At 69.4% G+C, this 18,599-nt stretch carries 18 protein-coding genes; 11 read left to right on the top strand and 7 right to left on the bottom strand.

The features are described from left to right. Positions 1-4: 4 nt before the first annotated feature. The gene (locus AB0J78_RS00700; RefSeq protein ID WP_363786341.1) at positions 5-1,102 is read left to right on the top strand and encodes an inositol-3-phosphate synthase; all 1,098 of its coding nucleotides are present in this window, start codon (positions 5-7) and stop codon (positions 1,100-1,102) included. A gap of 133 nt (positions 1,103-1,235) precedes the next feature. Here the strand turns inward: AB0J78_RS00700 and AB0J78_RS00695 are convergent, their stop codons facing one another. Then, positions 1,236-2,093, bottom strand: a complete 858-nt coding sequence (locus AB0J78_RS00695; protein ID WP_363785455.1) for a sensor domain-containing diguanylate cyclase — start codon at positions 2,091-2,093, stop codon at positions 1,236-1,238. A 341-nt stretch (positions 2,094-2,434) separates the two neighbouring features. Between AB0J78_RS00695 and AB0J78_RS00690 the strand changes: the two genes are divergently transcribed. Both AB0J78_RS00690 and AB0J78_RS00685 read left to right on the top strand, forming a co-directional pair. Next, a complete protein-coding gene (locus AB0J78_RS00690; protein WP_363785453.1) occupies positions 2,435-3,730 on the top strand; it encodes a glycosyltransferase family 87 protein in 1,296 nt (431 codons plus the stop codon). A gap of 70 nt (positions 3,731-3,800) precedes the next feature. Continuing rightward, entirely contained in the window at positions 3,801-5,039 is a 1,239-nt protein-coding gene (locus AB0J78_RS00685) for an IS30 family transposase (protein WP_363785450.1), read from the top strand. Between the two features lie 65 nt (positions 5,040-5,104). Here the strand turns inward: AB0J78_RS00685 and AB0J78_RS00680 are convergent, their stop codons facing one another. After that, a complete protein-coding gene (locus tag AB0J78_RS00680) occupies positions 5,105-6,229 on the bottom strand; it encodes a hypothetical protein (protein WP_363785447.1) in 1,125 nt (374 codons plus the stop codon). 161 nt (positions 6,230-6,390) lie between these two features. Then, the gene (locus AB0J78_RS00675) at positions 6,391-7,146 is read right to left on the bottom strand and encodes a hypothetical protein (protein WP_363785444.1); all 756 of its coding nucleotides are present in this window, start codon (positions 7,144-7,146) and stop codon (positions 6,391-6,393) included. Between the two features lie 325 nt (positions 7,147-7,471). Between AB0J78_RS00675 and AB0J78_RS00670 the strand changes: the two genes are divergently transcribed. Further along, positions 7,472-8,662 carry an AI-2E family transporter gene (locus AB0J78_RS00670; protein WP_363785442.1) on the top strand — a complete coding sequence of 397 codons (1,191 nt, stop codon included), beginning with the start codon at positions 7,472-7,474 and terminating at the stop codon, positions 8,660-8,662. A 99-nt stretch (positions 8,663-8,761) separates the two neighbouring features. Here AB0J78_RS00670 and AB0J78_RS00665 read toward each other — a convergent pair whose 3' ends face one another. Beyond that, a complete protein-coding gene (locus AB0J78_RS00665) occupies positions 8,762-9,958 on the bottom strand; it encodes a GGDEF domain-containing protein (protein WP_363785439.1) in 1,197 nt (398 codons plus the stop codon). A 207-nt stretch (positions 9,959-10,165) separates the two neighbouring features. Between AB0J78_RS00665 and AB0J78_RS00660 the strand changes: the two genes are divergently transcribed. Together AB0J78_RS00660 and AB0J78_RS00655 are read left to right on the top strand one after the other, a co-directional pair. Continuing rightward, on the top strand, positions 10,166-11,341 hold the full coding sequence (locus AB0J78_RS00660; protein WP_363785437.1) for a DUF5931 domain-containing protein: 1,176 nt from the start codon (positions 10,166-10,168) through the stop codon (positions 11,339-11,341). After that, complete coding sequence (locus tag AB0J78_RS00655) at positions 11,338-12,015, top strand: response regulator transcription factor (RefSeq protein ID WP_363785435.1); 678 nt, start codon at positions 11,338-11,340, stop codon at positions 12,013-12,015. Before AB0J78_RS00660 ends, AB0J78_RS00655 begins: the two co-directional genes overlap by 4 nt. A 107-nt stretch (positions 12,016-12,122) precedes the next feature. On the opposite strand, the gene ptsP is transcribed toward AB0J78_RS00655, so the two are convergent. After that, on the bottom strand, positions 12,123-13,757 hold the full coding sequence (gene ptsP, locus AB0J78_RS00650) for a phosphoenolpyruvate--protein phosphotransferase (protein WP_363785433.1): 1,635 nt from the start codon (positions 13,755-13,757) through the stop codon (positions 12,123-12,125). Between the two features lie 256 nt (positions 13,758-14,013). Here ptsP and AB0J78_RS00645 point away from each other — a divergent pair, with 256 nt between their 5' ends. Further along, entirely contained in the window at positions 14,014-14,298 is a 285-nt protein-coding gene (locus AB0J78_RS00645; RefSeq protein ID WP_363785431.1) for a hypothetical protein, read from the top strand. Positions 14,299-14,536: 238 nt separating this feature from the next. On the opposite strand, the gene AB0J78_RS00640 is transcribed toward AB0J78_RS00645, so the two are convergent. Further along, on the bottom strand, positions 14,537-14,803 hold the full coding sequence (locus tag AB0J78_RS00640; RefSeq protein WP_363785428.1) for a glutaredoxin domain-containing protein: 267 nt from the start codon (positions 14,801-14,803) through the stop codon (positions 14,537-14,539). A 185-nt stretch (positions 14,804-14,988) separates the two neighbouring features. Here AB0J78_RS00640 and AB0J78_RS00635 point away from each other — a divergent pair, with 185 nt between their 5' ends. Then, entirely contained in the window at positions 14,989-15,687 is a 699-nt protein-coding gene (locus tag AB0J78_RS00635) for a TetR/AcrR family transcriptional regulator (RefSeq protein WP_363785425.1), read from the top strand. Between the two features lie 7 nt (positions 15,688-15,694). On the opposite strand, the gene AB0J78_RS00630 is transcribed toward AB0J78_RS00635, so the two are convergent. Next, the gene (locus AB0J78_RS00630) at positions 15,695-16,009 is read right to left on the bottom strand and encodes a hypothetical protein (RefSeq protein ID WP_363785422.1); all 315 of its coding nucleotides are present in this window, start codon (positions 16,007-16,009) and stop codon (positions 15,695-15,697) included. 646 nt (positions 16,010-16,655) lie between these two features. Between AB0J78_RS00630 and AB0J78_RS00625 the strand changes: the two genes are divergently transcribed. Genes AB0J78_RS00625 through AB0J78_RS00615 form a run of 3 tightly spaced genes read left to right on the top strand, consistent with a single transcriptional unit; the run spans position 16,656 to position 18,585 of the window. After that, positions 16,656-17,834: an ATP-binding protein gene (locus tag AB0J78_RS00625; protein ID WP_363785420.1), complete on the top strand. Its 1,179-nt coding sequence runs from the start codon at positions 16,656-16,658 to the stop codon at positions 17,832-17,834. Beyond that, positions 17,831-18,238 carry a roadblock/LC7 domain-containing protein gene (locus tag AB0J78_RS00620; RefSeq protein ID WP_363785417.1) on the top strand — a complete coding sequence of 136 codons (408 nt, stop codon included), beginning with the start codon at positions 17,831-17,833 and terminating at the stop codon, positions 18,236-18,238. The genes AB0J78_RS00625 and AB0J78_RS00620 overlap by 4 nt, the downstream gene beginning before the upstream one ends. Next, positions 18,235-18,585 carry a DUF742 domain-containing protein gene (locus tag AB0J78_RS00615; RefSeq protein ID WP_363785415.1) on the top strand — a complete coding sequence of 117 codons (351 nt, stop codon included), beginning with the start codon at positions 18,235-18,237 and terminating at the stop codon, positions 18,583-18,585. Before AB0J78_RS00620 ends, AB0J78_RS00615 begins: the two co-directional genes overlap by 4 nt. The last annotated feature ends 14 nt before the right edge of the window (positions 18,586-18,599 follow it).

Raw genomic sequence — 18,599 nt, 5'->3', positions numbered from 1 at the left:
TGCCATGGGCGGAGATCGTCCCGGTCGCTCGGTGCGAGTGGCGATCGTCGGCGTTGGGAACTGCGCTGCGTCGCTGGTGCAGGGCGTGCACTACTACTCCGACGCCGATCCGGACACGAGGGTTCCCGGGTTGATGCACGTCGCCTTCGGCGACTACCACGTCAGCGACGTGAAGTTCGTCGCCGCGTTCGACGTGGACGCCAAGAAGGTCGGTCGGGACCTCTCCGAGGCCATCGTCGCCAGCGAGAACAACACCATCAAGATCGCCGACGTGCCGCCGCTGGGCGTCACCGTGCAGCGCGGGCACACCCACGACGGTCTCGGCCGGTTCTACCGGGAGACCATCGAGGAGTCCGACGAGCAGCCGGTCGACGTGGTCCAGGCGCTGCGCGAGGCCGAGGTCGACGTCCTGGTGTCCTACCTGCCGGTGGGCTCGGAGGACGCCGACAAGTTCTACGCGCAGTGCGCGATCGACGCGGGCGTGGGCTTCGTCAACGCGCTGCCGGTGTTCATCGCCTCCGACCCGGAGTGGGCCGCCAAGTTCACCGAGGCCGGCGTGCCGATCGTCGGTGACGACATCAAGTCGCAGGTCGGCGCCACCATCACGCACCGCGTGCTGGCCAAGCTGTTCGAGGACCGGGGCGTGCACCTGGACCGCACGATGCAGCTCAACGTCGGCGGCAACATGGACTTCCTGAACATGAAGGAGCTGGAGCGCCTGGAGTCGAAGAAGACCTCCAAGACGCAGTCGGTGACTTCGCAGGTCGACCGCGACCTGGGCAAGCGCAACGTGCACATCGGTCCGTCGGACTACGTGCCGTGGCTGGACGACCGCAAGTGGGCCTACATCCGGCTGGAGGGACGCGCCTTCGGCGACGTGCCGCTGAACCTGGAGTACAAGCTCGAGGTGTGGGACTCGCCGAACTCGGCGGGGATCATCATCGACGCGATCCGCGCCGCGAAGATCGCCAAGGACCGCGGCATCGGTGGCCCGATCCTGTCGGCTTCGTCGTACTTCATGAAGTCGCCGCCGGAGCAGTACTCCGACTCCGACGCCTACCAGGCGGTCGAGGACTTCATCTCGGGCGAGGCCGAGCGCTGAACCGTCATGAACAGGAAGCGGGGCACCCACCTCACCGTGGGTGCCCCGCTTCGTTCAGCAGGGGTTACTTGACCCACGCAGTACCTCCTTCCTGGTTGACGACCAGGCTCTCTTCGGGGCGATCCAGCGGTCGTCAGGTCCGCGCCTTCGCGGTGAGCTGCTGTTCCGCCCGGGCCAGGACCGAGTGGACCGAGGCGAGGCCATCGGTGGTCACCCAGGAGACCCGCAGGTCGGGGCGGACGCGCTTGCGGCCGACGCGCATCGGCCAGCCGGCCACCTCGCGCGCCTGGGCGGCGATCCGCTCGCCCGTTCCGCTGGGGTGTTCGGCGACCACCGCGAACTCGTCCCCTCCGTAGCGGGCCACGGTGTGCTCGTCCTTGAGGCCCTCGCGCAGCCGACCGGCCAACGTCGACAGCAGCTCGTCGCCTCGCTCGAAGCCGTGCGCGGCGTTGAAGTCGGCGAGCCGCTGCACGTCGATGAGCACCAGGGTCGACAGCGTGCCGCGGGAGCGGGACCGGACCAGCGACTGCTGCAGCCGGTCGAGCAGCAGCACGCGACCGGGCAGACCGGTCAGCGGGTCGAGCAGGCCGGAGGAGTGCGAGACGTCGGTGTGCACGGACTGCAGCAGGACGAGCACTCGCCTGCGGCCCTGCACGGTGACGGCGTGGTAGTCGGCCCAGATGCGGCTCTCGGTGCGACCGCTGATGATGACGAGCGGGATGGACAGCGGGCAGCCCGCGCGCAGCACCTGACCGGCCAGGTCGGCCCAGTCCGGCATGGGCGAGCCGGTGTCGTCGCGGACCTGCCAGTCGTGAGGACGAGTTCCGGTCAGCAGATCGGCCCGGTCCAGCTGCATCAGCTCGGCGGCGACGTCGTTGGTGGCCAGCACCTGGCCGCGGTCATCGGTCAGCAGCACCCCGACGTTCAGCCCGCTGACGAGCTCGTCCCACACGGGTGCCAGCTGGGCAGCAGCCACGTCAAGGACACTCATTCGGCCCCCTCCCTCCCCACCAAACGGAGCAGTCCGTCTGAGCCTCCCCTTGTGCAGGGGCGCATTTCAAGAGAGAAGCGACCACCCGTAATGGTGGTTTCACGCTCCGCTTATAACGCAGTGTCAGGGGCTTGACCACACCTTCCCCACGAGTCACCTCGATGATCGAATTTTGATCATTCATGCAGGTGAAACACGATCGAGAAGGCCTGTGCGAAACACCTCGGAGCCGCTCCCGATAGAGAGTGCGTCACGAATGGGCTTCCGCGCGACGCCGAGCGTCCGACCGCGTCGAGCCCATCTCTACCCTTGAGCGGCAGTGGTAGCCGAGAGGATGGTGCATGCCAATGCCCGGAACCGCGGATCTGGTTCCGCTGGCCGAACGATTGCGCAGTCACAGGTCGTTGCTGGCGGTCATCGCGATCGCGGAGCTGATCGCCATCGTGGTGGTCTCGACGGTCAACACCCACGACCACATCGACGGCGAGGTCTACCGGCAGGGCGCCCAAGCGCTGCTGGGCGGCCGCGATCTCTACCACAACCTGCCGCCCACCGAGTCGGGTCTGAAGCTGCCGTTCATCTACCCGCCGTTCGCGGCGATCGTGTTCGCGCCGCTCGCGCTGGTGCCCAAGGTGGTCTCCACCGCGGTGATCATGCTGGTCAGCCACCTGGCGCTGCTGACCACGCTGTACGTGGTGCTGCGGGAGTCGACGTTCCTGCAGGCTCACCGGGATCGGGTGCTGATGGTGACCGCGGCCGTGCTGCCGATCGCCACGATCAGCGAACCGATCATGGAGACGATCACCTACGCGCAGATCAACATCGTGCTGATGGCGCTGGTGGTGGTCGACCTGCTGTGGCGGGTGGAGGGCACCAAGAAGCTGCCCTACCCGCGCGGCCTGCTGATCGGCATCGCCGCGGGCATCAAGCTCACACCTCTGGTGTTCCTGCTGCTGCCGCTGCTGCGACGGGACTTCCGGACGATCGCGGTGTCGCTGCTGACCTTCGTCGGCACCGCCCTTGTCGGTCTGCTGATCACCTTCGACAACGCCCGCCGGTTCTGGCTGCACGAGATGTTCGCCAACAGCCACGTCAACTTCGGGCCGAAGTTCACCGGTGACGCCTCGACCTACGCGGGCAACCAGTCGCTGAAGTCGCTGCTGTCCAAGCTGAGCGCGCCGAACCTCACGCTCGTGCTGGGCGTGCTCGCGGTGCTCGTGCTGGGCCTGGCGGTGCTGGGGATGATCAACGCGGTCCGGCAGCGAGACCTGCCCACCGCCGTGGTGCTCAACGGCGTGCTCGGTCTGCTGCTCTCGCCGATCTCCTGGTCGCACCACTGGGTCTGGGCCATCCCCGGACTGGTGCTGCTGGCAGGCGCGGCGTACGTGCGGCGGGACTGGGCGATGCTGCTGATGACGACGCTGATCAGCGGGTTCTTCATGATGGGCCCGCACTGGAAGATGCCCCAGGGCAAGGGCCTGGAGCTGACCTGGAACGTCTTCGAGCAGTTCGTCGGCAACTCCTACGTCTACTTCGGCGTCGCCTACCTGGCCTACAACGGCTACCTGTGGTGGCGCGAACGCGACCGGACACCGGTCGACATCCCGCGGTCCGAGAAGCCCGCGGTGACCCCCTGACGCGAGAAGGCCCCGTCCGCTTCCACTTGGGTTCTAGTGGTCGTCGCAACACCCGATCTTCGGGGATGCGATGGACTTCGAGATCCGCAAGGACCGGGACAAGGGGCCGGGACGCAAGGGTCTCCACCGGGAGCGTGCTGCGTACTTTGATCTTGTGAAGCAGGGGTACAGCAGCATGGAGGCGTGCCGGATCGTGGGGATCAACCGGCGGACCGGCAAGCGATGGCGCAACGGCAGGCAGCCGACCGGAAACACGAAGGGCGCCCCACCGGTTCGTCCGGCGGGGCGCCCCGATGTGTGTTCTCGGTACCTGGGCCAGCAGGAACGCCTCTACATCGCGGATCGGCGGCGGGAACAGGCGGGCATCCGCACGATCGCCCGGGAGCTGGGACGATCACCGTCGACGATCAGCCGGGAGATCCGCCGCAACGGGATGCCGCTGCGGGGAGACGTCCGCAAGTGGGCTTACCGGCCTTACTCCGCGCAGGACCGGGCACTGGCCCGGCGACCCCGCCCCAAGCCACGCAAGATCACCACGAACCTGCAGCTACGCCAGGTCACCCAGGCCCACCTGGACCGCAAGCTCAGCCCCGAGCAGATCGCCGGCCAACTACGCCGGGACTTCCCCGACCAGCCGGAGATGCACGTGGTCCACGAGACGATCTACCAGGCCCTCTACATCCAGGGACGCGGTGAGCTGCGGCGAGAGATCGCCAACACCCTGCGCACCGGCCGCGTCATGCGCAAACCGCGCCGCCAGGCCCGCCGTCGTCAGCCGCGCTACACCCACAAGATGGTGATGATCAGCGAACGGCCCGCCGAGGTCGCCGATCGCGCCATCCCCGGGCACTGGGAGGGCGACCTCATCATCGGCAAGGACGGCGCCTCGGCGATCGGCACGCTGGTCGAGCGCGCCACACGGTTCGTCAAGCTCATCCACCTGCCCGACGGCCGTTCCGCCGAGCTGTTCCGCGACGCCCTCACCGGCGCGGTCGCTGATCTGCCCGCCCACCTATGGCGGTCGCTGACCTGGGACCAGGGCACGGAAATGGCCTGCCACCACGCGTTCACCGTCGCCACCGGGATCCCGGTCTACTTCTGCGACCCGGCCAGCTCCTGGCAGCGCGGCTCAAACGAAAACACCAACGGCCTGCTCCGCCAGTACTTCCCCAAGGGCACCGACCTGTCGCCCCACACCCCCGAGCACCTGGACGCCGTCGCCGCCGAACTCAACGGTCGCCCACGCAAAACGCTCGGCTGGGACACCCCAGCCGAGCGCTTCGCTAAGCTCCTGGCCCAAGCCAGTTGACCAGTTGTGTTGCGACGACCCCTCGAATCCGCCCCACAGCGGGCGGGGCCTTCTGCTGCGCGGGGTCAGGCGCGGGGCATGACCACGGTCTCGGCGTTGTCGAAGCGGTGCATCAGCTCGGGGCTGATGGCCGGCATCGGCAGGGTGAGGTCGGGGGCACCGGCCGTGCCGGACAGCAGCGGCAGCTCGGACCGGGACGCGACCATGGTGTGCGCCGGGAGGACGGTGTCCTCCAGAGCGGCGGTGATCCGGCTGGGCGCCGGCGCCGAGGTCTGGCCGTTCTGCAGCGCGTTGAGCTCGCCGAGGCCCGGGATCGGAGCGGACAGGCCGGGACCGCTGCGCTCGACCGTGCCGGGCACCTTGGACAGCTCCAGCAGGGACAGCCCGGACAGCGGCGGCACCTCGGTGACCGGGGCCTGCCGCTCGCCCGGCACGTCCAGCGGCACGAACTCCACCGGCGCGGCCGGCGGAGCGGGCGGTTCGGCCAGGGCCGCGGACAGCACCAGCGGCGGCACGGTGCGCAGGTCGCTGCGCAGTCCGCCCACGTCGGCGGAGGTCAGGTCGACGGAGTCGGTGGCCAGCAGGCCGCCGGTCTCCACCGGGGCCTCCTCGCGGGGGGCGAGGGCGCCTTCGTAGAGCTCCATGATCCCGTTGGCCGGGGCGAAGCCGTCGAAGTAGACGAGGTCGTCGTGCGGGATGACCAGCTCGGCCGTCTGCGGTCCGCCGGCGGGGAGCCGGTCGCGGACGACGTCACCGATGGGCGCGGACCAGCTCAGCGAGCGGTGGAAGCCCTGTGCCGGGGTGGTCGGCGCACTGCCCTGCGGCGAACGGCGCAGGTCGAGCGGCGTGGCCTCGGACGGGTCCGCCGCCCAGCCGGCCAGCTTCAGCGGCGAGTCCTGGAACCGCAGCGCGGGGATCTCGCGCGTCAGCTCGTTGGCGGACTCGTCGAGCTGCCCGCGGCCGGACTCGACCACCGGGCTGTTGTGCTGCGCACCCTCTGAGAACAGGTCTCCGGCCAGGCAACGGCCGAGCGGCGCAGTGTCGTCGAGCGCGGGCGGGAACACCGACTCTCCCAACGGCATCGGACGCTGTTGACAGGCATCCCCGGCGGAAGCGACCCCCGTACCGACGGCCAGCATGCCACCAGTGACCAGCGCGGTCTGAACGCCGCGCTTCGCCCAAGTCTGCATGGATCTTCTCCTTAACCAGGCTCCCCGCGTTCCGGGGGAAAATCAACTTCGAGCGCCGCACCGTCATCAGAACTTGATCATGATCGGTCGGCGTTGGACTCAGATCGCGAAGTCGCCGGCACGCGCGTTCGCCACGCTGCGAATCGGTGCCGGCAGGCGGGTCAGTCAGGGGTCGCGCCGGGGCGAGGGGACGGCACCCCTCGCAGCACTTCGGCGTGGTCCTGCGCGCACGCGTCCGGACGCGCCCCGTCGGCGAGCGGTGCCGCCGGGTACCGGCCGGGGAGGCCGGCGCCCGGTTGCTGACCGTCCGCCGTCTTGGCGCAGCCGCTCGACGCGGGCAGTGCGGTGTTCACGGCCGGACGCTCCGGCTCGGGGGTGTTCGGGGTGTCCGGAACGGGTTGTCCGGCCACCCGGACCGAAGCGTCCACCTGCGGGGATGCCGTGGACGGCTCGGGATCGGGGGTGTTCGCGGCCGCCGGTGGCGGCGGGCCGTCCGCCTGCCGGTCCGGCCCGTCTGCGGGTTCGATCGGCGACGCCGCGGGCTCGGTGTCCTGCGGCGTCTGGGCGGGTGCGGCGGTCGCGTCGTCGTTGCCGCCGGGGATGAGGTGTCCGACCGGTTCGTCGGGCACCAGGGCCAGCGGGTCCAGTTCGTCGAGCGGGAACGAAGCGGGGTCCGCCTGTCGCACGTGCTCCAGCGCGGTCGCCGGGAGGTCCGCGGCATCGCCGGGAAGCGCGGCGGCTTCGGACAGCACCGGAGCTTCGGCGAGCGCGTCCGTCGGCGTCCCGGATTCGGCTTCCGCGGGCTGACCGACCAGCAAGGCCGCGGAGGTTCCGGCGACCGCCGTGCCCGCCAGGACCAGGGCACGGCCCAGCAACCGCCGTCGGGCGGTCTGCGTCGTACGGTCACGGACGGACATCGCGGTGCCAGAACCTCCTCGGCCTGCTGTGGCTCCCCCACGGAGCTTCGTCCTCCCTCGCGACGGGAACTCTTTCAAAACAAGGTCGTCTTCCGTAAGCGCAGAGAAGCCAGTTCGCTACATCGTGTTACACCGCTCGACTTGCCGACCCGCCCGAACCGGACATCCCGCCACCAACCGGCCCCGGGCGGCCGACCCGGATTACCGCGGTATTCGGTGACCGGAATACCGGAGTGATCCGGTCACCCCGGCCCGGTCGGCGGCGGAGTTCGTGGGGGTGCCCGTTGTGGGGATGCGGGGTGGAGATCGGCGATACGGTGGCGGTGTGAGCGACCTGAAGATCAGCGAGCCCGACGACGCCTCGACGGCGATCCCCCGGGTTCTGCGGGTTTCCGCGGCGGTGAGCTGGCGCATGCTGGTGATCGCCGCCGCCTTGTACGTGACGGGCATGATCATCACGCGGATCTACGTGGTCGTGATCCCGGTGGCGATCGCGCTGCTGCTGGCGGCGTTGCTGGCACCGCTGGTGTCCTGGCTGGCGCGCCGCGAGGTGCCCCGGGCGCTGGCGACGGCGATGGTGCTCGTCGGCGGTCTCGCCGTGGTCGGCGGTGTGCTGACCTTCGTCGTCAACGCCTTCATCAACGGCTTCCCGGACCTGCAGCGCCAGGTCGTGGCCAGCCTCGAGGCGATGCGGCAGTGGCTGGCGGTCTCGCCGCTGCACCTCAACGACGACCAGATCGCCAACTACATCCAGCAGGCACGGGACTGGTTGCAGTCCAACCAGGCGGTCCTGACCAGCGGCGCGCTGTCCACCGCGAGCACCTTCGGCAACCTGCTGACCGGGATCGTGCTGGCGCTGTTCACGCTCATCTACTTCCTCTACGACGGCCGCCGCGTCTGGCTTTTCGTGGTCCGCCTGGCGCCGCGCCAGGTCCGCCACCGGGTGGACAACGCGGGCATCGCCGGGTTCACGTCGCTGGTCGGCTTCGTGCGCGCGACCGCGCTGGTCGCGGTGGTGGACGCGCTCGGCATCGGGCTGGGCCTGGTGATCCTGGGCGTTCCGCTGGCGATCCCGCTGGCCGCGCTGGTCTTCCTCGGCGGATTCGTGCCGATCGTGGGCGCGGTCGCCTCGGGTGCGGTCGCGGTGCTGGTGGCGCTGGTGACCAAGGGCTGGGTCGTGGCGCTGATCGTGGTCGGCATCGTGCTGCTGGTCCAGCAGCTGGAGGGCAACGTGCTCCAGCCGCTGATCCTCGGTCGCGCGGTGCAGATCCACGCGCTGGGCGTCGTGCTGGCGATCAGCATCGGCGTGGTCATCAACGGCATCGTCGGCGCGCTGCTGGCGATCCCGCTGGTCGCGGTGCTCAACGCCGCGATCCGGGCGTTGATCGCGGCAGAGGAGGAGCTCCCGGACACCACCGGCAGCATCCCCCTGGAACCGTCCGCGCCCGCCGACGCCGAGCCGGCCGAGGAGAAGACCGCGGACGAAGAACCCGAGGACGACCAGAAGAAGGACTGAAGGATCTGCCGCGGGGAGATTTCTCAGCGGTTCTCCGGGGAGGGCGCCGCGACGCCGGTCCGGGGTTCCCGCCACCCACGAGGTGATTGCCCACCGCGCTCAAGCGACGGTCACGACGTTGCGGCCGGCCGCCTTGGCGGCGAGCATCGCGGCGTCGGCGGCCACCAGGAGATCGGTGAGCTCGTAGTCGAACCGGCCGGTGGTCGCCACGCCGATGCTCACCGTCAGCCCGGTGAGCTCCCGCTGGTCGCCGTGGATGTCCCGGGTCTCCACCGACAGAGCGGCCGTGGACACCCGGATCCGGTCCGCGACACGGTAGGCCGTCTCGCCCTGGGTTCCGGGCAGCAGCACCACGAACTCCTCGCCGCCGAAGCGACCGACCAGGTCTTCGCTGCGGACGTTGTCCTGCAGCATGTTCGCGAACTTGGCCAGCACCGTGTCACCGGCCAGGTGGCCGAGCTCGTCGTTGACCCGCTTGAAGCGGTCCAGGTCCAGCAGCAGCAGGGCGACCGGCTGCTGCCGTTGCCGGGCGCGCATCAGCTCCACGCGGGCGATGCGCTCCCAGTGCGAGGAGTTGGCCAGACCGGTCTTGCCGTCGTGCTGAGCGGTCCGCCGCCACTGCGGCAGCTGGCCGGCCAGGTCCAGCAGGATCATCGGGGGCCCGGCGAGCAGCGCGGTCAGCGGCTCCGCGGACATCGCGACCGCGAGCAGTCCACCGAGGCTGGCCGCGACGATGCCCAGCAGCACGTCGATCGGCTCACCCAGCACTGTGGAGCGCGGAGCTCCGGGCGTGCGCAACCGGATCCCGCCCGCGACCACCGAGGCGCGCACCACCAGCAGCACCACGCCGATGGCGAAGAAGTTCACCGCCGTCCACACCGGCTCGTTCCACCCGGCGACCAGCCGCGCGGCGAACGTGGCGACGGTCGTGGCCGCGGTGGTGAACAGCCAGCGGTGCGCTTCCGGCCGGTCGTGCAGGACGCCGTGCAGCGCGGGCCCGAGCAGCAGCAGGACCAGGAGGTTGGTCGGCAGCAACAGGATTCCGGCCGCCAGGTAGACGATGTGCAGGGTCCACGGGTTGCGCCGGATCTGCCGCCGGAGGTTGATCGACACGGAGGTGATCACGATGGTCGCGCCGGCGGTCGAGGCGAGCGCCGCGAAGTTCAGCAGGTCGTCGGGGGCGGGTCGTCGCCCGGTCATGAACACCAGCACGACCAGCGCCAGCGCCAGCGCTTGGACCAACAGGACGTAGCCGATCGCAGCAGGACGCATGCGCCACAGCAACCAACCGCCCATCAGTCACCTCCCGCCGGGAGCCTGGCACAGCGAATGAGCACACCGAAGCACAACGTGAAAACGGGAACGGCGTTTCGCGGTGAACGCCCCCAACCGGGCGTCGCGGATCGGCGGTTCGGAGCAGTGCGACGCATTTCGCTTTCCCGACCACGCGATTCCGCAACGGAGTCCTCGTGGGGCAGGATGGGCGCTCGGGAGGAGTTCGAGTTGACCGGTTGGCAAGCATCGCCGACGCCACCTCAGGTGGCCGACGGCCGAACGCCGCTGTGGCGGGGGCACAACGTCTTTCGCGTCGTGACGTTCCTCTACGCCGCGGTGTGGTTCGTCGTGTTCTTCGACGCCTACGAGCGGCCGTGGCTGGCGGCGATCTGCATCATCTGCATGGCGGTGTGGACGGCCTTCACGGTCTGGCGCTACCGGACCCGAGCCGGGCGCACCAACCGGCTGGTGGCCGCCGACGTCGTGGTGGTCAACGCGCTGTTCCTGCTCAACGAGTTCATCCTCACCGAGGCCCACATGAACTCCTCGAATCCCTCGGTGGTGACGGTCTGGCACTCCACCGGGGTCACGGCGGCTGCGGTGCAGTGGGGGATGAAGGGCGGTGTCGTCACCGGAATCCTCGCCGCCGCGGGCAATCTGCTGGTCCGGGGCCGCACCGGATCGGACATGGCGTTGGACACGCTGCTGCTGGTCGGGGTGGGCCTGGTGATCGGCCTGAACTCCGACACCGCGCGCCGCTCCACCGAACGGCTCGCGCAGGCGCTGCGCGCCGAAGCCGCCACCGCGGAACGGGAACGGCTCGCCCGGTCCATCCACGACAGCGTGCTGCAGGTGCTGGCGCGGGTCCGCAGGCGCGGCGCGGAGCTCGGCGGGGAGGCGGCCGAACTGGCGGAACTGGCCGGGGAGCAGGAGATCAAGCTGCGTTCCCTGATCGCCACGAAGCCGGAGACCACAGAGGACGGTGAGACCGATCTCGCGGCCCGCCTGCAGGGGTTCCGCACCGCGCGGGTGCACGTGTCGGTGCCGGGGAACGCGGTCCGGCTGAGCGAGCAGCTCAGCGCCGACCTCGCGGCGGTGGCCCGGGAAGCGCTGGCCAACGTCGACAGGCACGCGGGCGCTCAGGCCCAGGCCTGGGTGCTGCTGGAGGAGCTGCCGGACGAGGTGGTGCTCAGCGTCCGCGACGACGGACCCGGCATCCCCGACGGGCGGTTGGACGAGGCTGCCGCCGAAGGGCGGATGGGGATTGCGAAATCCATCCGGGGTCGGGTCGCCGCCCTGGGTGGGAAGATCAGTCTCGACACCGCGCCGGGCGAGGGCACCGAGTGGGAGGTCCGGATCCCGCGCGTTCCGGAGCCGAAACGCCGCCGAGGAGGACAGCGATGAGCGAACCGCCGGTCACCGTGATGGTCGTCGACGACCACCCGATGTGGCGGGACGGGGTCGCGCGCGATTTGAGCGAGCGCGGTTTCGACGTCCGCGCCACCGCGAGCGATGCCGCGTCGGCGTTGCGCATCGCGCAGGCGGTGACGCCGGACGTGGTGCTGATGGACCTCAACCTCGGCGACACCTCGGGCGTTCAGGCGACGCTGCAGATCACCCAGGAGATCCCCGGGACCCGGGTGCTGGTGCTGTCGGCCAGCGGTGAGCACGCCGACGTACTGGAGGCGGTGAAGGCCGGCGCTTCGGGATACCTGGTCAAGTCCGCTTCGGCGGAGGAGCTGGTGGACGCGGTCCGCCGCACCGCCGCGGGCGACGCGGTGTTCACGGCGGGCCTGGCGGGGCTGGTTCTGGGCGAGTACCGCCGGATGGCGATCACGCCGGATTCCGAGCACCAGGCGCCGCAGCTCACCGAGCGCGAGACCGAGGTGCTGCGGCTGGTCGCCAAGGGCATGACGGCCCGGCAGATCGCGAACAAGCTGGTGATCTCCCACCGCACGGTCGAGAACCACGTCCAGTCGACCCTGCGCAAGCTCCAGCTCCACAACCGCGTGGAGCTGGCCCGCTACGCCATCGAGCACGGACTCGACCAGGACGGCGAGCCCGAAGAGGAGAACTGACGCCGGTCCCGGAGAGCTGTTGAGGAATTGCGTCGCTTGGGCGGTGCCGGTGGCAGAAACCCCCGAAGGGGAAAGCGCAGCGGCTCCGCCGCGTTCTTCAACAGTCCCTAGACCAGGGTCGTCTTGGTCGTCTGCCGCGCCGCTGCCGCGCTCGGTGCTTCCAGCGCGGCTTCGGCCGCCTTGCGGAACGTGGCGTGCGGGTGCTGGGCGAGCGCGGCGCCGACGGCCTGGACGGCGGAGGAGTTCATCGACACGCTGGTGACGCCCAGGCCCGCGAGGACCCCGGCCAGGTGCGGGTCGGAGGCGGCCTCACCGCAGACACCCACCGGTTTGTCGACCTGTCGACCCGCCTGCCCGACCATCGCGATGAGCCGCAGCAGCGCCGGCTGCCACGGGTCGTTGAGACCGGCGAGCGCCCCGACCATGCGGTCGGCGGCGAAGACGTACTGGGCCAGGTCGTTGGTGCCGATGCTGACGAAGTCCACCGCATGCAGGATCTCCGCCGCGGACAGCGCTGCGGCCGGGACCTCGATCATCACGCCGACTCGATCGATTCCGTTGGCGCGAGCGCGTTCGGCGAACCAACCGGCCTCGTCCGCGGTGGCGACCATCGGCGCCATCACCGACACCTCGGCACCGGAGTCCTGCGCGGCACCGGCGATCGCTTCGAGCTGGGAGTCCAGCAGGTCGGGCCGGTCGAAGGCCACTCGCAGACCGCGCACGCCCAACGCAGGGTTCGGCTCGGCGCTCATGTCGAGGAACGACAGCGGTTTGTCGGCACCGGCGTCGAGGGTCCGCACGATCACGGGCTTGCCGGCGAACGGCGTGAGCACCTCGGCGTAGGCGGAGCGCTGGGTGGCGACGTCGGGTTCGACGTCGGCGCCGAGGTAGCAGAACTCGGTGCGGAACAGGCCGACTCCCTGCGCCCCGGCGGCGACCGCGGTGGTGGAGTCGGTGGCCGATCCGACGTTGGCGAGCACCTTGACCGGGACCCCGTCGGAGGTCTGGCCGACGCCGTTCCAGTCGGCGTGCTCGGGTCGCTCGGCGACGCGCACGGCCACCTCGGTGTCGGAGAGCTCGACGTCGCCCGCGTCCCCGTCGACGGTGGCGCCGGCGCCGGAGGCGGTCAGCACCCCGCGCACCGCGACGACCGCCGGGATTCCCAGCGCACGCGCGAGGATCGCGGTGTGGCTGGTGGGCCCGCCCTCTTCGGTGACCAGCGCGAGCACCAGCTTCGGATCCAGGTCGGCGGTGTCGGCGGGCGCGAGGTCGCGCGCCACCAGCACGCTCGGGGCGGAGAGCTCTGGAACGCCGGGCGGGGTGACGCCGTCGATCCCGGCGATGATGCGGTCTCGCACGTCGTGGACGTCGCGGGCCCGTTCGGCCATGTAGCCTCCGGCGGCGCGCAGCGCGTCGGCGAAGCCGTTGGCGGCTTCGTAGACGGCGCGGACGGCGGGCAGCGACCGGGTGGCGACGAGCTGTTCGGCCTGCGAGATCAGAGCCGGGTCCATGGCCATGGCGGCGGTGGTCTCCAGCACGGCCTTGGCGTCACCTCCGACCCTGGCGGCGCGCTGGAACAGCCCCTCGGCCACCGCGTCGGCGGCGGGGCGGATCCGCGCGGCCTCGGCGACCTGGTCGACAGGGGCGGGTGTGGCGGCGGGCTCGGGCAGCGGTTCGGCGACCCGGACGATCGGCCCGGCGGCGCGGCCGGAGCTGACTCCGACACCAGTCAAACGCGACATGGTCTAGACCATACCTTTCCGAGTTGCACAGCAGAAGCACCCGGCGCGGATACGACACAGACGAGAACGCACCGCTGACAACCAGCGTAAGGACGTGTTCGACGTTTGGCTTGATCGTGTGAGCCAGGGGGCAGTCCCGCTACCCGCCGTGGGTTCCTACGTCACCCGAATGCAGCAGCGGGTGGCATTACTCATAGGTAACAACTGAGTAGCCGTACGGATCCGGCTCGCACCCCTGAAATCGCAGGCTAGAGCCATGACATTCACCGCGACGCTCACCGAACCGAGACTCGACGTCGACCGGCTCGCCGAACAGCTCACCGCCCTCGCGAGCTTCTTCGCGGCCCAGCCCAAACCGGCTGATGATGATCGGGAAACCGACCCCCGCGCCGAAATCCCCGGCCGGGTGGATCCCGTTCCAGGAGAGCCGGTCGACACCAGCCATCACGACGCGTCCCAGTCCCCGGTCGCTTCGACCGGGGCACCCGACAAACACGATCTGCGGAAATCCCGCAAAAGATCGAACAAAAGGCGCGATTAGAGCTCCCACCAGGGACGACATCGTGAATCGCGAAAATTCTGTGCTCTCGGACACAAATGATTATTCCGCCTTTGATCCACCGTTCGAGCGAATTCAGGGGTCAAGGTGGATCTTTCCCAGGGGAGTTGCCGTCAAACTGAACAGGTTGTCGCTCGTCGGTATTCGCGCCATCGACGATCGCAACCTGCTGTGGGCCGGCCGCAACGCCCCCCGTGCGGTCGGCCCTCAGCTCGAAACCTCAGGCGGGCAGCAGGTGCGGGGCGTGCTCGGCCACCGCGGCGACGACCTCGCGGGTCGACGGGTTGACCGCCTTCCAGTCCCCGATCACCACGGTCGGCACCGTCTCGTTGCCATCGGCGATGGAGCGCACGACGCCCGCCGCATCCGGGTCCTGCCAGATGTCGACCTCGTTGAACTCCAGACCGGAGCGCTGCAGCCCGGCGCGGAGCGACATGCAGAACGGGCAGCCCGGCCTGCTGTAGACGGTGACTTGCTCGGCGGACATCCGACCTCCAGGTTTCCCGCACGGCTCTTCCTCTCGAGCTTGAACAACCGCGGCGCCGAATTCATTCGCACGAGACGCAGCTCATGGCTTGCGCGGCCGACCTTGGAGCCCGGTGGTGACGCCCGTTACGGTCTGACCGACGTCCTACGAGGTGGACGCATTCCGCGGACCGAGAGGTTGGGGACATGACGGAGCTGTCACCGCGCGAGCGAGCGCGGGCAGCCACCGAGCAGGACATCCGGCGGCACGCTCGGACGCTGCTCGTCGAGCACGGCAGCGACGCGGTGACGCTGCGCGCGATCGCGCGCGAGCTGGGCATCACCGCGCCCGCCCTCTACCGCTACTACGCCTCCCGCGAAGACCTGCTGCGACAGCTGTGCGACGACATCTGCGCGGATCTCTCCGACGAGCTGTCGACGGCGTTCGACCCGTCCAGCGAGGACTTCCTGGGCCGCACCTTCGCGGTCTGCCGCCGGTTCCGCGCGTGGGCGCTGGCGCACCCGAAGGAGTTCGCGCTGGTCTTCGCCACCCCGAAGGACCGCTCCCGGCAGCCGGACCGGTTCGCGAGCGTGTTCCTGAGCATCGTCGCCCCGATGATGTCGGAGAACCCCAACGCGGGGGAGATGGTCAAGGCACCGATCGACCTGCCGGACCTCTCGGTGCAGCAGAAGTCGCTGGCCGAGGCCTTCTCCCACGAGGGCATCGACATGCCGCCGGAGGCGATGGACGCCGAGGCGGTCTACTTCCTGATGCGCTGGTGGGTGCGCCTCTACGGGCACATCGCGCTGGAGGTCTTCGGCCGCTTCCCGTTCGACCTGTTCCACGCCGATCAGCTCTTCGACGCGACCCTGCACGAGCTGGCAGCGGAGAGCGGCCTGACCTGATCCTGACTCAGTGTGGTCGGAGCGCCGCCGGGTCCAGGTAGACCTCCACCCTGGGGTGAATGAGCTCAACCGCGTCTTCGACCCGGCTGCGGTGTGCTCCGACGTAGGGCGGTGGCTCCAGCCTCTCCCGCACGCGCGCGGGCCCGACGGGCTTCGGTTCGAGGCTCATGAGGCGGAAAAGCTCTGCGATCTCGTGGAAATGAGGCGATCGCGGCTTCAACGACTCCCGCAGCGCCCACACCGTCAGCGCACCCGGCCCGGAACCCGCGTGCTGGCCGTGACCCCCGCGCAGCGGGAAGGTCAGCAGGAAAACCGCTGTCACGAAGAGTGATCCCGCCACGACGAGCCACCCGGAAGACAACTCCAGAAGCTTGAATCCGTGAAACATGTTGACTTACCTCCACTTTCATCAGTCCGATGTGGAGAGACTAGCGACCCGCCCGCGGAGCCCGGCAGGGGATCCCGCCAGATCTCGCGGGCGGGGGAGACGCCGGGGGCGAAGGCCGGAACGCCCGAAGATCAAGGAGGAAAGAAGAGACGCCCGCTGATCATTTTCGGGGATTGAGTCGATCGGAAACGGGGCATTGTAACTACGGGACGAGCCGATTACTCGAGGTTCATCAGATCGGGGAATCCAATACTCGAGGGGTTGTGATTCTGGCAGTGAATTCGGTTGCTCCGGTTCGCGAATTTCCGTCGTTCGGCGGAGTGCCAGGCGGTGACCACCGCGTTGTCACTGAGCGCGTCTGAATGACGGTCAGACGGCCACCGCGAATCACGCGTGTGTCGCAATGGCACGCTACGCAGGTCACATATTCGCTGGTCATACCACGTGATCCGTCACGATCAGTGTTTGTTTGCGCGGTGAATCACTTTCGATTGCCGCACCTCCAGCGTGGTAACTTCGACGATCCCAGCGCTTTCGAATTCATTCACGCACGCTAACGACGGAGCACTCCCAAGTGGACGTGGCATTGTGGGTTGCCCTCGCGGCAATCGTAGTGATTCTGCTGGCCTTCCTGGTTTCCCTGCAGCGCCTCAAGTTCCAGAGCCGGCTGCGCGACGAAGAAGCGCACCACTTGGTCACGCGGCGACTCCCAGCGCTGATGGACGCCGAGCGGGGCCTGCCCATCGACGTGCCCGGACCACTGCGGCCCAACCTCGCCGACACCCCCTTCCACCAGGAGATGCAAACCGTCATCGGCCAGTTCGCCGGCTTCGCCGACGAGACCAGGCAGCGCGCCGATCGCGCCGCCAAGGCCACCATGATCTCCACCATGCGCGGCGTGCAGAGCCTCGCCAACGAGCAGCAGCTCGCCATCAGCGAGATGCAGCACGAGCACGACGATCCCGCCGTGCTCGCCGGCCTGATGAAGATCGACCACGCGAACTCGCAGCTCGTGCGGCGTGCCCAGGCCACCGCCGTGCTGTGCGGGACCTGGCCCGGCCAGCAGCGATCCGCCGCGCCCGTGCTCGACGTCGTGCGCGGGGCGACCTCGCGGATCCGCGACTACCTGCGGATCGAGGCGCACTCCGAGAGCGAGCTCTCGGTGTCCAGCCGGGCCGTGGAACCCGTCGTGCTCGCGCTCGCCGAACTGCTGGACAACGCGGCGCGCTACTCGCAGCCCGCCACGCAGGTCCAGGTGCACTTCCAGCCCGCCCACAACGGGCTGTCCATCGTCGTGGACGACGCCGGGGTCGGCATGAACCCCGAAGCCCGCGAACGCGCGAAAGCGCTGCTCACCGGACGGGAAGTCGTCGACATCAACAAGCTGGGCGACCCGCCGCAGATCGGGTTCGCGCTCGCCGGCGTGCTCGCCGCGCGCTACGGGTTCAAGGTCTTCGTGGAGGCCGCCTCGCCCTACGGGGGCATGCGCGCGGTGCTGTTCCTGCCCAACGAACTGCTCACCAAGGCCGAAACACCGGTGCCCGCACCGGCGATGAACGAACCGGCCGCTGATCAGCACACCAGCACGGGCCTGCCCAAGCGGCAGCGCCGCAGCCACGCCGTGCCCGCGCAGTCCGCCGAGCACGGTTCCTGGGGAACGGGCAAGCCATCGGTGATGGGCGCGTGGCAGCGCGGCAGCCTCACCGGTCGCGGGTCCGAGGACGAACCGGACGACGAAAAGGGAACCTCCGCATCATGAACAGCAACCGACAACACGACCTGGGGTGGATGCTCGACGAGGCACTGCGGATCCCGGAGGCCAGGCACGCCGTCCTGCTGTCCTCCGACGGCCTGCTGATGGCCCACTCCGCCGACATCACCTCCGACGACGCCGAGCGGCACGCCGCCGCCATGTCCGGCCTGCAATCGCTGGCACGGGCCAACTCCGCGTTCTGCGGCTCGACCGAGAAGTCCTGGCGACAGACCATCACCGAGTACGACCACGGCTACGTGTTCCTCGTCGCCGCAGGTCCGCGCGCCTACGTCGCCGCATCGGCGGGACACGGCGTGGACGTGGAGACCATGACCCACCGGTTGATGGAACTCGTCCAACGGCTCGGGAAGGAGCTCAGCGCCGGTCAACGCGTCGGTGAGTTCGCGTGAAGCGCGGCGAGCGCGCGTTGGTCCGGCCGCACGTCGTCACGCGCGGCCGGGCACGACCGTCGCGCAACACCTTCGAGATGGACACCCAGGTCTACGCGGTGCGCGAAGCCCCGCCCGGCACGGCCGGTCCCGAGATGCGGCGCGTGCTCCACCTCTGCAGCGACGGGGCGATGTCCGTCGCCGAAATCGCCGGACACCTCAAGTTGCCGATGAGCGTCACGAAAGTGCTGCTCGGCGACCTGCTGGACAGCGGCCACATCGTCACCCGCAGCGCCCGGCACGACCTGGAAGCACCGGACGTCGGGCTGCTGCAGAACGTCCTGGACGGGCTTCGGGCCAGCTTGTAGAGAGCAGGAGACTT

Origin of the sequence: Saccharopolyspora sp. NPDC049426, from assembly GCF_040676935.1 — a bacterium.
Lineage (GTDB): Bacteria > Actinomycetota > Actinomycetes > Mycobacteriales > Pseudonocardiaceae > Saccharopolyspora.
Note: the sequence above shows the minus strand (reverse complement) of the source record. Positions and strands in the feature narration are given on the sequence as shown.